Here is a 15,161-nt window from a genome sequence, read left to right as displayed (position 1 = left end):
TTCCACGGAAGCTCCTGATGCCGCATCCCACCCGCGCCCTGGCCGTCGCCATCGCCGCGTTGTTCCTGTTCAGCGCCGTGCCGTCGGCCGAAGCAGCGAAGAAGAAGGCCAGCCGCCCTGCCGCCGCGCAGACCCGCCAGGCCGCCAAGCCCAAGGCCCGGCCCGCCCGCGCCACCGCGCCGGCCCGTGGCAGTTCGGCGCGCCGCGCCGCGCCGCGTCCGGTCGCAGCGGCCCGGGCCGTGCCCAAGCAGGTGCAGCTGGAGCGCCTGTACGACGAATACTGGGATGCCTCGATGCGGTTGAATCCGCTGCAGGCAACCTTCCAGGGCGAGGCCCGCTACAACGACCAGCTGCCCAACATCCTGTCCGCCGCCTGGCGCCAGCAGTCGCACGACTTCACCACGCAGTGGCTGGGCAAGGTCGAAAAACTCGGCAGCGACGGCCTGCAGGGCCAGGACCTGCTCAGCTACGAGATCTTCGTGCGCGACGCGCGCGCCTCGCTGGCTGCCGAGCGTTACCCGAGCTGGATGATGCCGATCAGCCAGTACTACAACATCGGCAGCATCATGGCGATCCTCGGCTCAGGTGCCGGCGCGCAGCCGTTCAACACCGTGCAGGACTACGACACCTGGTCGCGCCGCTCGCTGGGCATTCCCGAGCTGTTCGACCAGGCCATCGACAACATGCGCCAGGGCATGAGGGCCGGCGTGGTGCAGCCCCGCGACCTGATGGAGAAGGTGCTGCCGCAGCTGGATGCGGTGATCAAGCCGACTGCCGAAGAGAGCATCTTCTGGTCGCCGATCCGCACCATGCCCAACACCATCGGGGCGGAGGACAAGGCGCGCATCAGCGCCGAGTACAAGCGCATGATCGAGCTGCGCATCATGCCGGCCTACCGCGCCCTGCGCGGCTTCATCGCCACCGAATACCTGCCGGCCACGCGCACCAGCAGCGGCCTGGGCGCGCTGCCCGATGGCCAGGCCTGGTACGCCAGCCTGATCGTGCAGACCACCGCCAGCGACCAGAACGCCGCGCAACTGCACGCGCTGGGCGAGCAACGCGTGCAGGAGCTGCAGGCGCAGATTGCCACCGTGGTGAAGGATGCCAAGCTGCGCGGCACGCCGACCAAGCTGCTGCGCAGCATGCGCAACGACCGCCAGTTCCAGTACGGTGACGCCAACGCATTGATCAACCGTTACCGCCAGGTGCAGCAGCAGGTCAACGCACGCCTGCCGCAGGTGCTCGATACGCTGCCAAAGTCCGCACTGGACGTCCGTGCGGTGGAACCGGAGCGTGCGCTCACCGCCGCGGCAGCGGCCTATCAGCCGTCCGCGGCCGGACAACAGGCCGTGTTGTACGTGAACACCCGCGACCTGCCCACCCGCAAGCGCTGGAACGTGCCGGTGCAGTACCTGCATGAAGCGATTCCCGGCCACCACGTGCAGCTGGGCCTGCAGCAGGAACTGGCCAAGCTGCCACGCTTCCGCCGCCTCGGTGGCGATCTCGCCTTCGTCGAAGGCTGGGGCCTGTATGCCGAAACGCTGGGTGAGAACCTGGGCATCTACACCGATCCCTACGACCGCATCGGCTACCTGTATTCGCGCCTGCTGCGCGCCGCCCGCGTGGTGGCCGACACCGGCGTGAACGCACAGGGCTGGAGCAAGCAGCAGGCCGTCACCTACCTGCAGAAGACCGTGGACATGAGCAGCGACGACGCCAACGCCGAAGTCGAGCGGATCATGGCCCAGCCCGGCCAGGCGCTGTCCAACGTGGCGGGCCTGACCACCATCGTCGCTCTGCGCGACAAGGCCAAGGAACGCCAGGGCGCCGCCTTTGACCTGCGCCGTTTCCACGCCGAACTGCTGAAGGACGGCTCCATGCCGCTGGACGTGCTGGGCCGCAAGATGGAACGCTGGATGGCGCAGCCCGCCAGCGCCACACCAGCCCCTTCACCCTGACCCCTCCGGAGCCGCCATGCGCCCTGCCGTCGCCCTGTTCGCCGTCGTGCTGGGCCTGCTGCCAGTGGCGGGCTCCGCCGCGCCGGTGCTGACCCCACCGGATGCGGGCATCGACGGCCTGATGCAGGCCTACGATGGCCGGGTGCCCGGCGCCGCCGTGCTGGTGCTGCATGACGGGCAGCCGGTGTTCCGCCGTGGCTACGGCCTGGCAGTGGTGGAGGACGGTACTGCGGTCACTGCCGCCAGCAACTTCCGGCTGGCCTCGGTCAGCAAGCAGTTCACCGCTGCGGCGGTGCTGCTGCTGGTGGAGGATGGACGGCTGGGGTTGAATCAGCCTGCACGACAGTGGCTGCCCGAACTGCCGCCGGCTGCAGCGGCCATCACGATCCGCCAACTGCTCTCGCACACCAGCGGCCTGCTCGATTACGAAGACCTGATGGACCCGGCTGACACGCGGCAGGTGCATGACGCCGACGTGCTGACCCTGCTGTCGCGCGAGGACCGCCTGAATTTCGCACCCGGCACGCAGTACCGCTACAGCAACAGCGGCTACGCGCTGCTGGCCCTGATCGTCGGCCGCGCGTCCGGCCAGGATTTCGCCACCTTCCTGCAGCAACGCATCTTCCGCCCGCTTGGCATGGCGCATACCGTGGCCCACCAGGACGGCGTGGACACGGTCGCCGCGCGCGCCTATGGCTACAGCCGGATCGACGGCCGCTGGCAGCACACCGACCAGAGCACCACCAGCGCCGTGCTCGGCGATGGCGGCATCTATTCCTCGCTGGACGATCTCGCCCGCTGGGACGCCGCGCTGTATGACGACCGGCTGCTGTCGAAGGCTTCGCGCCGCGCGATGTTCAGCCCGGCCACGGCCACATCGGAACCGGACGTGCCGCATTACGGTTTCGGCTGGCGCCTGAACGGCCCGGTGCAATGGCACAGCGGCGAGAGCATCGGCTTCCGCAACGTGATCGTGCGCCACCCGGAAAAGCACCTGACCGTGATCGTGCTGACCAACCGCAACGATCCCGAACCGTACCCGCTGGCGCAGAAGATCGCCCAGCGCTGGCTGGACACTCTGCAATGAACACCGGTTCCGACGCCCTGCTGGGCATCCACCACGCCGCACTGATCTGCAGCGACTACGCACGCTCGAAGGACTTCTACGTGCGCATCCTCGGCCTGCGCGTGCTGGCCGAGAACCACCGCGCTGCGCGCGATTCCTGGAAACTGGACCTGGCCCTGCCCGACGGCGGCCAGCTGGAGCTGTTCTCCTTCCCCTCACCACCACCGCGCCCCAGCCGCCCCGAAGCCCAGGGCCTGCGCCACCTCGCGTTCCGGGTGGCTGTACTGGAACCCTTCATCCAGCGCCTGGCCGCGCATGGCGTCGCCTGCGAACCGGTCCGCGTGGACGAGTACACCGGCCGCCGCTTCACCTTCTTCGCCGATCCGGATGGCCTGCCGCTGGAGCTGTACGAAGTCGATTGAGCGTTTTCAATCGTGATTCATCCATGCATGGCATGGATCTACGTGTCGACCAAGGTCGACACCCACCAAGAGCAGGCCGTTCCATTCCGGCAGATCGCAGGAATCTGTCAGAGGTGGGGCGGTGTGGATGGGCAGGACCGTTGGCGCCATGGATGGCGCCATCGAGCCCCCATGGATGGGTTTACGGCGTGTCCTGCCCACCCACACCGCCCCGCCATCCCACGGATAGCTCGCTGTTGCGCTTGCTTCGGCTGTTGCCGTTGCCTCTGCGGGTGCAGGGCGCAGCCCTGCAAAGCCCCCCTTCCCCATACCCCGCCGAATGGGTATACAGTCGACCCATGCCGGCACCGTGCCGGAATGAACCCTGGGAGGGGACCATGCGCAAGACCTTCAAGACCCTGCTGCTGGCACTGCCGCTGTGCCTGGCCGCGCTCTCGGCGCAGGCCGCCGATGGCGCCGCAGGCCGCTGGAAGACCATCGACGACAAGACCGGCAAGGTGAAGTCGATCGTCGAGATCACCCAGGCCGCCAACGGCACCCTGACCGGCAAGGTGGTCGACATCCTGCACTCGGACAAGGGCCCGAACCCGGTCTGTGACGGCTGTGAAGGCGCCAACAGGAACAAGCCGGTGAAGGGCATGACCATCCTCTGGAACCTGAAGGCCGACGGCGCCAACAAGTGGTCCGGCGGCACCATCCTCGATCCGGCCAATGGCAAGACCTACAAGTCGAAGATGGAACTGCAGCCCGGCGGCACCCGGCTGGACGTGTCCGGCTGCATCGCCTTCATCTGCCGCGCGCAGACCTGGCAGCGCGAATAAGCGCCTTGGCCCCCGCTTGAACCCCGTGACCCGGCCCCGGCCGGGTCACCTCGTTGCGGGCATGCGATACTCTGCGGTTCCCCTCGGCTTCACCCCGCGACCATGACCCGTACCGCGCTCGTCACCACCGCTCTGCCCTACGCCAACGGCCCGCTGCACCTGGGCCACCTGGTCGGCTACATCCAGGCCGACATCTGGGTGCGTGCGCGGCGAATGAGCGGCGGCAGGGCCTGGTTCGTGTGCGCCGACGACACCCACGGCACGCCGATCATGCTGGCCGCGGAAAAGGCCGGGGTCACCCCGGAAACCTTCATTGCCAACATCCAGGCCAGTCACGAACGTGACTTCGCCGCCTTCGGCGTCGCCTTCGACCACTACGACTCCACCAACTCGGCGGCCAACAAGGCGCTGACCGAGCAGTTCTACCTGAAGCTGGAGGCAGCCGGCCACATCAGCCGCCGTTCGGTGGCGCAGTTCTACGACCCGGCCAAGGGCATGTTCCTGCCCGATCGCTACGTCAAGGGCATCTGCCCGAACTGCGGCAGCCCCGACCAGTACGGCGACAACTGCGAAGTGTGCGGCGCCACCTATGCGCCGACCGACCTGAAGGAGCCGCGTTCGGTCATCTCCGGTGCCACGCCGGAAATGCGCGATTCGGAACACTTCTTCTTCGAGGTGGGCCACTTCGATGCGTTCCTGCGCGAATGGCTGGCCGGCGACGTCGCCCTGCCGGGGGTGAAGGCCAAGCTCGGTGAGTGGCTCAATGCCGAAGGTGGCCTGCGCGCGTGGGACATCTCGCGCGATGCACCGTATTTCGGGTTCCAGATTCCCGGCCAGCCGGGCAAGTACTTCTACGTCTGGCTGGACGCGCCGATCGGCTACCTGTCCAGCTTCCAGACCCTGTGCGGCAGGATCGGCGAGGACTTCGACGCGCACCTGCGCGCCGGCACCGCCACCGAGCTGCACCATTTCATCGGCAAGGACATCGTCAATTTCCACGGCCTGTTCTGGCCGGCCGTGCTGCATGGCACCGGCCATCGTGCGCCGACGCGCCTGCACGTGAACGGCTACCTGACCGTGGACGGCGCCAAGATGAGCAAGTCGCGCGGCACCTTCGTGATGGCCCGTACCTTCCTCGACGCGGGCCTGGAACCGGAGGCACTGCGCTACTACTACGCCGCCAAGTCCAGCGGTGGCGTCGACGATCTCGACCTGAACCTGGGTGACTTCATCGCCCGCGTCAACGCCGACCTGGTGGGCAAGTTCGTCAACCTGGCCAGCCGCTGCGCCGGCTTCATCAGCAAGCGCTTCGAAGGCCAGCTGGCCGCGCAGCTGCCTGATGCCGCGCAGTACCAGCGCTTCGTCGACGGCCTGGCACCGATCCGTGAAGCCTACGAGCGCAACGACCCGGCTGCGGCGATCCGCCTGACCATGGCCCTGGCCGACGAAGCCAACCGCTACATCGATGACGTCAAGCCATGGGTCATCGCCAAGCAGGAAGGCGCCGACGCGCAGCTGCAGGCCGTGTGCAGCCAGGGCCTGAACCTGTTCCGCGTGCTCGTCACCGCACTGAAGCCGGTGCTGCCGGCCACCGCCGCGCAGGCCGAGGCCTTCCTGGCCGCGCCGGTGAACGACTGGACCGAGCTGGCGCAGCCGCTGCTGGATCACCGCATCGCCGACTACACCCCGCTGTTCACCCGTATCGACCCGAAGAAGATTGACGCCATGATCGACGCCTCCAAGGACACCCTGCAGCCGGCCGCTGCCGCCGCCCCCGCCGCCAGGACCGAAGCGGTCAAGCCGGCCGCCCCGGCCAAGGACGAAGCAAAGAGCGCCGATGCTCCGGCCTACATCGGCATCGACGATTTCGCCAAGCTCGACCTGCGTATCGGCAAGGTGCTGGTGTGCGAGTTCGTGGAAGGCTCGGACAAGCTGCTGCGCTTCGAACTGGACGCAGGTGAACTGGGCAAGCGCCAGATCTTCTCCGGCATTCGTGGCAGCTACGGCGAGCCGGAGCAGCTGGTGGGCCGCAACGTGGTGTTCATCGCCAACCTGGCCCCGCGCAAGATGCGCTTCGGCCTGAGCGAAGGCATGATCCTGTCGGCCGGTTTCGACGGTGGCGCGCTGGCGCTGCTGGACGCCGACAGCGGCGCGCAGCCGGGCATGCCGGTGCGCTGATGCCTGCAGCGGGCGCGGCCACCGCCGCGCCCGCCGGCAGCACCGGCCACGGGGCACGCGATGGGAGGCAACGGAATGGAACTGGCGCTGTTCGACTTCGACCACACCGTGACCACCTGCGATACCTATGGCCGCTTCCTGCGCCGCGTGGCCACCGCCGAACAGCTGGCGCAGGCGTGGTGGAAGGTCGGCCCGTGGCTGGCTGCGTACAGGCTGAAACTGATCTCGGCCGAACGCATCCGCGCACGCGTCACCCGTTTGACCTTCAGTGACCGCCACAGCGATGACATCGCCACGCTGGCGGCCGGCTTCTCGCGTGAGTTCCTGCCCGACGTGGTACGCCCGGAAATGCTGGAGCAGATCCGCTGGCACAAGGAACAGCAGCACACCGTGGTGATCGTGTCCGGTTCGCTGGACCTGTACCTGCAGCCATGGTGCGAGCAGCTGGGCCTGCAGCTGATCTGCAACCGGTTGGAGAGCCGGGACGGACGCCTGACCGGCCGTTACGTCGGCGGCGACTGCGGCCCGCGCAAGGCCGAGCACATTCGACGCCGGTTCGATCTGTCGCGCTACGTGCGCATCCATGCCTACGGTGACAGTGCCGAAGACAGGCCGATGCTGGCGCTGGCCCACGAGCGCTGGTTCCGTGGGAAACCCTTGAAGTGAACTTGACGCGCAGCCTTCGCCACGCATGAGCCTGATTCCGCCCCTGACCGAACGCCTCGACCGCCTGCTGCCGCAGACCCAATGCGGGCAATGCGGCTACGATGGCTGCCGCCCGTATGCTCAGGCCATGGCGCGCGGCGACGCGGGCGTGGACCGCTGCCCGCCGGGCGGAGATGCCGGTGCGCGTGCGCTGGCGCAGGTGCTGGGCGTACCGGCGATTCCGTTCGATCGTTCGCGCGGCGAGTACAAGGCACCGCAGGTGGCAGTGATCGTCGAAGCCGACTGCATCGGCTGTACCAAATGCATCCAGGCCTGCCCGGTGGATGCCATCGTCGGTGGCGCCAAGTACATGCACACGGTCATCGCCGACCTGTGCACCGGCTGCGAGCTGTGCATCCCGCCATGCCCGGTGGACTGCATCGAGCTGGTGCCAGCGTAGCCACCGGACCAACCGGCAGTGGAGCGGCGGGGTAGAGTCGACTGCTAGTCGACTGCTCTTCGTTCCGGCGGCGCAAAACCGCGCGCTGCGTGCGATAGTCGGCCAACAGTCGACTCTACCCCCTCCCTGGTGGGAGGTGACCTTGCCTGCCGTTACGGTACTGCCGCCGTCACCACGATCTCGACCTTCCAGTCGGCGTGGGCCAGCTTGGCCTCGACCGTGGCACGTGCCGGGGTCGCGCCTTCAACCACCCATTCGTCCCATGCCTTGTTCATGCCGTCGAAGTCGGCCATGTCGGCCAGGAAGATCTCCGCACGCAGCACGTGCTGGCGGTCACTGGCGACCAGCGCCAGCAGCTTGTCGATCTCCGCCAGCACCTGCCGGGTCTGGCCGGTGATGTCCTGGCTGGTGTCCTCCGGAATCTGGCCGGAGAGGTAGGCGACCTTGTTGTATACGGTCATTTCGGACATGCGCGGTCCGACGTCGTAACGCTCCATCATGGGCGTGGCTCCTGCGGTTGATCAGGCCTGCATTGTCCTCCAAACCGGTCGACGGTGGGTGCACGGGTGCCCTCCGCGATACGTCATTACCGGGCTCCGACGGTCCCACTGGTCAAATGACGATGACAGGCGCACGATGCGCCACGCCCGCGTTGACACCGCCCTCGCCCCTCCTGCCGCACCCTTGCGCCGATGACCGCCCCCGTCGATTCCACCACTGCCCCTTCCACGCCAACCTGGAAGCGGGTTGCCACCATCGTCATCCCGCTGCTGATCCTCGCCCTGGCCCTGCACGGCCTGGCCAATGAGTTCGACGAGCACGGCTATCGTGCGATCCGCCAGGCGTTCCGGCAGCTCAGCGGCACGCAGATCGCGCTCACCGTGGTACTCGGCCTGGCCAGTTACGCCTGCCTGATCGGCTTCGATGCCATCGGCCTGCGTCGCAGCGGCATCCGCGTGCACCCCGCGCGCGTCGGCATCACCGCGTTCCTTGCGCACACGTTGGGCCAGACCGTGGGCTTTGCCGCGTTGACCGGTGGCGCGGTGCGCCTGCGCGGCTACCGCGGCGCCGGCCTGGATCTGGCGCAGATCGGCCAGGTGGTGCTGATGAGCACGCTCGGTTTCGTATTCGGTGCATGGCTGTTGATCAGCGTGGCCCTATGCATGGAACCCGCCGCGGCAGCGTTGGCATTGCCATTGAATCCCGATGCCGTGCGCATCGTCGGCATCGTTGCCCTGCTCGCCTATCTCGGCACCGTGCTGCTGGTCGGCCGCGACGGACGGCAGTTCAGTGTGCTCGGTCACGCCTTGTGGCTGCCCGATCGCCGCACCATGATCGGTGTCACCGTACTCAGCGTCGTCGAGCTGGTGCTGGCCAGTGCCGCGTTCTACGTGCTGCTGCCGGACTCCACGCCAACCGGCCTGCCGGGCTTCGTCGGCCTCTACCTGGTGGCAGTGCTGGCCGGCCTGGTCTCCACCGTGCCCGCAGGCCTGGGTGTGTTCGAGTGGAGCCTGCTGAAGCTGTTGCCGCAGGTGGCACCGGCAGCGGTGCTGGCGGCAGCACTGATCTACCGCGTCACCTACTACGTGCTGCCGCTGGTGCTGGCCACCCTGCTCGCCCTTGCGCCGGCCCTGCGTCAGCCGCTGCAGGCCAGCGCAGGGGCAACCCGTGCCGGCTGGAACGCGCTGCGCCCGTGGCTGCCGCAGATCATCGCGCTGGCGGTGTTCAGCATCGGCGCCGCGCTGGTCATCGACGGCACGCTGCCGACGCCACGCCGTCACCTGGTGAACGCCTCGCTGCCGATTTTGGAAACCTCACACCTGATCGGCAGCCTCAGTGGCGTCGCGCTGCTGCTGATCGGCCAGGGCCTGGCCCGGCGCAGCCACGCCGCGTGGATGCTGGCGATGGCGGTGTGCGTTGTCACCCCGTTGCCGCTGTGGCTGCGCGGCGGGCAACCATTGATCGCCGTCTCGGCGGTGCTGGTGGCGATGGCCTTGTGGGCTGCACGCCGCGAGTTCTACCGCCAGGGCGCGCTGCTGGATGAAGCCTGGTCGTGGCCGTGGCTGCGCAATCTGGGTCTGGTGCTGGTCGCCGTCACCTGGCTGCTGTTCTTCACCTACAGCCATGTCGAATACCAGAACGAGCTGTGGTGGCAGTTCGCGTTGTCCGGCAACGCACCGCGCGCGCTGCGTGCGTTGCTGGTGGTGGCGATCGCGCTGGTGATGTTCGGCCTGGCCCGCCTGCTGCACAGTACGCGCAGCCCGCTGCCGGCCGCTGACGAGGCCACGTTGCAGTCGCTGGCACCGGTGCTGGCCGGGGCCACCGATACCCAGGCCTGCTTGGTACTGACCGCCGACAAGGCGGTGCTGCGCGATGATGCGAAACAGGGCTTCGTGATGATGCAGCGCTATGGCGGTTCGCTGATCGCGATGGGTGATCCGGTCGGCCCGCCGGACGTGGCCCGTGCACTCATCTGGCGCTTCCGCGAAGAAGCCGACCGGCTCGGCCTGCGCCCGGTGTTCTACCAGGTGGGCGAGACCTACTGGCAGACCTATCTCGACCTCGGCCTGGGCCTGGTCAAGCTGGGCGAGGAAGCGATCGTGCCGCTGCACGATTTCGGGCTGGAAGGCCGCGAACGCGCCGATCTGCGCCAAGCCTGGAACCGCGGCAGGCGCGGCGGCCTGTCGTTCCGCGTGGCACCGGAGGAGGAGGTTCCCGGCCTGCTGCCACGTCTGCATGCGATCTCCAACGCATGGCTGGAGGACAAGGCCGGCGATGAGAAGGGCTTTTCGCTGGGCAGCTACGACCCGGATTACCTGGTGCGCTTCCCGGTGGCACTGGTCGAAGCCGAGGGCCAGATCGTGGCATTCGCCAACCTGTGGCAGGCACCGGCCGGTGCCGAGCTGTCGGTGGACCTGATGCGCCACGTCAACGAAGCGCCGAAGGGGACGATGGACTTTCTCTTCATCGAATTGTTCCTGTGGGGCCGCGCGCAGGGCTATGCGCGGTTCTCGCTGGGCATGGCGCCGTTGTCCGGGCTGGCCCAGCATCGGCTGGCCGGTCGCTGGAACCGCCTGGCCGGCCTGCTGGCGCGGCATGGCGAACGCTTCTATGGCTTCAGTGGCCTGCGCCGCTTCAAGTCGAAGTTCGATCCGCAGTGGCGGCCACGCTATCTCGCGGCGCCCGGCGGCATGCATCTGCCGGCCGCGCTGCTGGATGCCACGCGCCTGATCTCGCTGGATCCGCGGCGGAACTGAAGCCGCGATGCGTCGGGCATGGCTCGACGCTACCCGCTGCTCGGTAGGTGTCGACCTTGGTCGACATGCAACCCCAGCGCCGACCAAGGTCGGCGCCTGCCAAGCGCTACATACCGCCCTTGAGGATCACTTCGGCCAAGCGATCGTAGTCCCCCCCGAAATGGTGATCACCCGGCAGCTTCACCTTCCTCACCCCGTCATTGGCCGGCAGGTCCGGGCACAATGCGTCCTCATCCTTGTCGCCGAACACGCACAGCGTTTTTTCTGCCGGCAGCCTGGCCACTTCCGGGGCGATCGGCAAGCCATCGCCGCCACCGCCCAGCCAGTTGCTGACATGGAATTCGAAGTCGGCCTTCCTGCCCACCGATAGCAGCACGATGCGCTCCAGCCCCTCACGGGTACCGGCATCGAGCTGGTTGATGGTGGCAGGCAACACATCGGCACCCTGCGAGAAACCAATCAGCATCACCTTGTCTCGGTGCCACTGCTGGCGGTAGTGGTCGATGATCTTCTGCAGGTCGCCGGCAAAGCCCTTAGGTGTGCGCTGGCTCCAGAAGTAGCGCAGCGAGTCGATGCCCACCACCGCCACGCCATGCGCGTTGAGTGACGACGCCACGTTCTTGTCCAGGCCCGCCCAGCCACCGTCACCGGAGACGAACACCGCCAGCGTATCGCCGCTGGTGGCCGCCGGCATTTCCACCACCGGCAGGCCCTTCAGTGCAGCAGGCGGCGGTGCCAGGCTGACGCCGGCCTGCGCGCCAATCACCCGCGCCGCCGCCACCAGGCCCGGTGATGCATCACCGCGCGCAGTGCGCTTGAACTCACGCGCCATGGCCACCTGCTGTACGAACCGGCTGGCCTGGCCCGCCCTGCAGCCGTTGTCACCTGCCGCACTCAACCACGGAAAATTCAGTTCGGCCGGCTGCAGCCTGTCGCGCTTCACGCCATCGCCGCAGACCATGCGCTGGTGGCTGTGGTCCGGGCAGAAGCCGGTGGTCAGCACACCGGCGAAAACCTGGGTGTCGGCCTGCGCTGCCAGCGCGTAGGCCATTTCGGCACCTTCGCCATCACCGCCGACCAGCGGCAGGTGGTAGCCGGGCAGATGCAGCGAGGCCTGCAGCCAGCGCGAGAAATTCTCGACGTCACCGGAACCGAACGAACAGGTCGGGTCACCCTCGCGCTTGAGCACACCGCGCAGATGCGCAATGTCCACTGCCGCCACCAGCGCGCCGTCGGCACGCAGGGCCTCGATCGGCAGGCGGCTGGTGTCACCGCCGGCAGTGGGTTCGTGGAACCAGATCACCACCCGTTGCGGCGTGCCGGCCGGCATATGCACCGGAATCTGCTCGAACCGCCCATGGCTGAACTGCTGCGGGGTCACCGCCGCCGTTGCCGGCAGCGTGGCCAGCGCCAATACCACACCCATTGCCCTGCCCAGCCCTGCACGCTTCATGTCGCATCCCCGATCGAATGCGCACACGATACGCCGCCGCCGCGTGCACGGCACGTACCGGCGCAGGCCGTTGGGGATTCAGTCGGCCGCGGCCTGGCGGCTGCGACGGTACAGGGCCGTCGCCAGGTACAGAAGCCAGCCGACGATCACTGCGATCACCACTTTCTGTCCGAGCCCGCGCGGTGGCCCAGCGCGCCACAGCACGTGCAGCCACAGCAGCACGAAGGCCAGCCATGCCCAGCCCCAGAGCAGGTCAGCGGCGGGCTGCCAACCCGGTTCCCGGCGCAGGTACCACGCCTGCAGCAGCATGCCGACGCTGGCACACAGGAACGCCGTGTTGGCTGCCAGCCCGTGGATGAACGGCGCCAGCAACGGGGTCGCTTCAGGCAGCCAACTGTCGCCGATCGCCACCGTCGCCAGGCCCAGGGCGGAAACCGTGAACAACAGCGGTGCGGCCGCACTGCTCCGTGGGCCGATGCTGCCGCGATACAGCGCAACGCCGAGTGCCGCAATGGCCAGCGCCAGCACGCAGTAGGCAGCGCGCAACGCCAGCCCCCACGGCCCGTGCAGATACAGGCTCAACGTCGCCCGCACCCAGTCCAGATCACTGCGCGCAACCTGGGTCCACAGCGCGGTTGCCACGAACAGCAGCAGCGCCACCAGTGCCAGCACCGCCACCGGACGCGCACGGCTCATGCTGCGTCCTCAGGATGCCGCGTCTTCCATTCGGCCAACGCCTTGCGGTAACGCTGCAGCTCCTCGGAGTACAGGTCCAGCACGCACAGCGGGCAGCCGCTGCCGCAGCATTCGTTGGGACCGGGTTCTTCCGGTGGTAGCGGGCGTGGATCGGGATCAGGGACGGACACGGTCGGAAGCGACGATCAGTGGAAGCAGGCCCCAGTGTACCGGGCTGGCTCAGCGGGCCAGCTGTCGGCGCAGGTTCTCCCGAGCGGCCGCATCCAGCCGTTGGTGGAAGAAGTCACTGAGGAAAATCCGCGGCGCCCGCAGCAGGCCCTGCAGGAACCGACGGCGGCCGGCGCGGTACAGGAAGCCCGGCACCACGCCCTTGTATTCGTCGGCCACGCCACGGTCATAGGCGGCAAACACCGGCTCCGGCGCGGCCAGGATCGCCATGTCGCAGTCCAGGAACAGCGCCGCCTCGGCATCCACATCCTGCGGACCCAGCTCACCATGGCGGGCGGTCAGCAGGATCAACTGCCCGACGCGTGCGGCATCCACTGCGGCCAGCTCCGGTGCCTGTGCGATCGCCTGCAGGGCCAGCTGCGCCGAACGGGCCTCGTTGTCCTTGCGCCCCGCGTGGTAGATCGCATCGTGGTAGAGCACGGCCAGATAGATCTCGGCCGGCTGGGTCCAGCTAGGGCCGTCGGCCACCTCCTGGCAGTGCTGCAGCACGGCGCGTACATGGCCGAAGTGGTGGTAGGCCCGTGGCGGCGTTGCATAGCTGTCCTGCAGCGCCTGCCACTGCGCCGGGGCAAGCGTCAGCGGTGAGAAGTCCATGCCCGGATCATCCCGCCTGTGCCGGCGCCGGGCAAGCTGGCGGTTTTTTCACCACGCACTCACAACGCTTGCCGGGCGGGGCCCGGAGCCAGTTGTCCACAGCTTTGTCGAGCGCTGGTCCACATCGGTTGTGGATGACCGCGGCGCCGACCAACGGTCGCTGCAGCCTGACATCCATGGGAATACACTCGCCACAGGCGGGAGCGCCCGCCGCTGCCGGGAACCGTCATGTACCGTTCTGCCGCCCATTGCCTCACCCTTTTCCTGCTGGCCTTCTGTGCTCCTGCCTTCGGCGCAGGCCAGGCACCGCCCGCCGATGTGGTGACGACCCCGACCATCACCGTGTCAGCCGTACGCGTGCCGACCCCGGAAGAAGTGTTCGCCATTCCCGCAGACCTGCGTGCGATGCTCCAGAAGCAGGTGATCCAGCGCAGCTACTCCCGCGACCAGCGGTTGCAGGCGCTCGTCGAGATGATCTTCGGCCAGCACGGGCTGGACCTGCAGTACGACGCCAATGCGACCTACACCGTCAGCGATATCTGGCAGCACCGCCGCGCCAACTGCCTGGCCTTCACCCTGCTGTTCGTGACGCTTGCGCGGGAGGCGGGCATCCAGGCGCGCGTGCAGGAAGTGGGGCAGGTAGTGTCCTGGTACCAGGACCAGGACGCGGGCGTGGTCTACAGCGTCGGCCACGTCAACGCCGGTGTCGACGTCGGCGGGCGTTTCGGTACCGTCGATCTGGATCGCAACGTGCTCTATGACCGCCGTGGGCCGGTTCCGGTCAGCCGTGCGCGGGCATTGGCGCATTTCTACAACAACCGGGGTGCGGAGCGCCTCGCCGACGGTGACTTCGGCGGCGCGCGTGCGTTCTTCGACGCTTCCCTGGGCCAAGACAGCGGGTTCGCTCCGGTGTGGAACAACCTCGGCGTACTCGCCCACCGCGAAGGCAACACCGAGGCGGCGCGGCAGGCGCTGGACCGATCGCTGCAGCTGGACGGCCGCCAGGATGCCGCACTGACCAATGCCTCTGCGCTGTTCCGCAGCCTGGGCTTGACCGCACAGGCGCAGTCACTTGAGCGCCGGCTGAAGTCGGTGCAGCGCGAAGACCCGTTCGCGCAGTACATGTTCGGCGCCAAGGCCGAACGCGCCGGCCAACTGGACGAGGCGATCCGCCATTACCGGCAGGCCGTGCGCCTGTACGACACCGCGCATCAGTTCCACTTCGGGCTGGCACGCGCCTATTTCCTGGCTGGCCAGCTCAAGCGCGCCGATCGTGAACTGCTGCGTGCACGGGAACTGGGGGGCGCGCCGGAGCAGGCGCGCTACCAGGCCAAGCTGGACAGCCTGGCCCGCTGGCGCGCGCAGCAGCAGGCCAGGCGCTGA

At 67.9% G+C, this 15,161-nt stretch carries 14 protein-coding genes; 9 read left to right on the top strand and 5 right to left on the bottom strand.

The genetic code is table 11. From position 1 onward, the window contains the following. The first annotated feature begins 17 nt into the window (after positions 1–17). The 7 genes from AC5P7R_RS09595 to rnfB all read left to right on the top strand — a co-directional run bounded on the left by AC5P7R_RS09595 (position 18) and on the right by rnfB (position 7,550). Entirely contained in the window at positions 18–1,958 is a 1,941-nt protein-coding gene (locus AC5P7R_RS09595; RefSeq protein ID WP_227854010.1) for a DUF885 domain-containing protein, read from the top strand. A 16-nt stretch (positions 1,959–1,974) separates the two neighbouring features. Beyond that, positions 1,975–3,045 carry a serine hydrolase domain-containing protein gene (locus tag AC5P7R_RS09590; protein ID WP_227854009.1) on the top strand — a complete coding sequence of 357 codons (1,071 nt, stop codon included), beginning with the start codon at positions 1,975–1,977 and terminating at the stop codon, positions 3,043–3,045. Further along, positions 3,042–3,446, top strand: a complete 405-nt coding sequence (gene gloA2, locus AC5P7R_RS09585; protein WP_227852895.1) for an SMU1112c/YaeR family gloxylase I-like metalloprotein — start codon at positions 3,042–3,044, stop codon at positions 3,444–3,446. Before AC5P7R_RS09590 ends, gloA2 begins: the two co-directional genes overlap by 4 nt. A 377-nt stretch (positions 3,447–3,823) precedes the next feature. After that, positions 3,824–4,267, top strand: a complete 444-nt coding sequence (locus AC5P7R_RS09580; RefSeq protein ID WP_005410552.1) for a DUF2147 domain-containing protein — start codon at positions 3,824–3,826, stop codon at positions 4,265–4,267. Between the two features lie 102 nt (positions 4,268–4,369). Beyond that, positions 4,370–6,445 (top strand): methionine--tRNA ligase, encoded by a 2,076-nt coding sequence (metG, locus tag AC5P7R_RS09575; protein WP_021204691.1) that lies wholly within the window; start codon positions 4,370–4,372, stop codon positions 6,443–6,445. A 75-nt stretch (positions 6,446–6,520) separates the two neighbouring features. Then, positions 6,521–7,111, top strand: coding sequence for an HAD family hydrolase (locus AC5P7R_RS09570; RefSeq protein WP_031270850.1), 591 nt, complete (start codon positions 6,521–6,523; stop codon positions 7,109–7,111). Positions 7,112–7,136: 25 nt separating this feature from the next. Then, the gene (rnfB, locus tag AC5P7R_RS09565) at positions 7,137–7,550 is read left to right on the top strand and encodes an Rnf electron transport complex subunit RnfB (RefSeq protein ID WP_021204689.1); all 414 of its coding nucleotides are present in this window, start codon (positions 7,137–7,139) and stop codon (positions 7,548–7,550) included. A gap of 152 nt (positions 7,551–7,702) precedes the next feature. Here the strand turns inward: rnfB and AC5P7R_RS09560 are convergent, their stop codons facing one another. Continuing rightward, a complete protein-coding gene (locus AC5P7R_RS09560; RefSeq protein WP_019662128.1) occupies positions 7,703–8,050 on the bottom strand; it encodes a RidA family protein in 348 nt (115 codons plus the stop codon). Positions 8,051–8,242: 192 nt separating this feature from the next. Between AC5P7R_RS09560 and mprF the strand changes: the two genes are divergently transcribed. Continuing rightward, positions 8,243–10,807, top strand: a complete 2,565-nt coding sequence (gene mprF, locus AC5P7R_RS09555; RefSeq protein ID WP_021204688.1) for a bifunctional lysylphosphatidylglycerol flippase/synthetase MprF — start codon at positions 8,243–8,245, stop codon at positions 10,805–10,807. Positions 10,808–10,913: 106 nt separating this feature from the next. Here the strand turns inward: mprF and AC5P7R_RS09550 are convergent, their stop codons facing one another. From AC5P7R_RS09550 to AC5P7R_RS09535, 4 genes are all read right to left on the bottom strand, one after another. After that, positions 10,914–12,260 carry an AcvB/VirJ family lysyl-phosphatidylglycerol hydrolase gene (locus AC5P7R_RS09550; protein ID WP_031270849.1) on the bottom strand — a complete coding sequence of 449 codons (1,347 nt, stop codon included), beginning with the start codon at positions 12,258–12,260 and terminating at the stop codon, positions 10,914–10,916. Positions 12,261–12,338: 78 nt separating this feature from the next. Beyond that, positions 12,339–12,956 carry a DUF998 domain-containing protein gene (locus AC5P7R_RS09545; RefSeq protein WP_021204686.1) on the bottom strand — a complete coding sequence of 206 codons (618 nt, stop codon included), beginning with the start codon at positions 12,954–12,956 and terminating at the stop codon, positions 12,339–12,341. Continuing rightward, positions 12,953–13,126, bottom strand: a complete 174-nt coding sequence (locus AC5P7R_RS09540; protein WP_080241960.1) for an oxidoreductase-like domain-containing protein — start codon at positions 13,124–13,126, stop codon at positions 12,953–12,955. Before AC5P7R_RS09540 ends, AC5P7R_RS09545 begins: the two co-directional genes overlap by 4 nt. Positions 13,127–13,175: 49 nt before the next feature. Beyond that, on the bottom strand, positions 13,176–13,778 hold the full coding sequence (locus tag AC5P7R_RS09535; protein ID WP_478435940.1) for an HD domain-containing protein: 603 nt from the start codon (positions 13,776–13,778) through the stop codon (positions 13,176–13,178). 228 nt (positions 13,779–14,006) lie between these two features. On the opposite strand from AC5P7R_RS09535, the gene AC5P7R_RS09530 reads away from it, so the two are divergent. Next, on the top strand, positions 14,007–15,161 hold the full coding sequence (locus AC5P7R_RS09530; protein WP_478435941.1) for a tetratricopeptide repeat protein: 1,155 nt from the start codon (positions 14,007–14,009) through the stop codon (positions 15,159–15,161).

This window comes from Stenotrophomonas sp. YJH_SMC_27, assembly GCF_059369815.1.
This window is presented reverse-complemented; position numbering and strand designations above follow the sequence as displayed.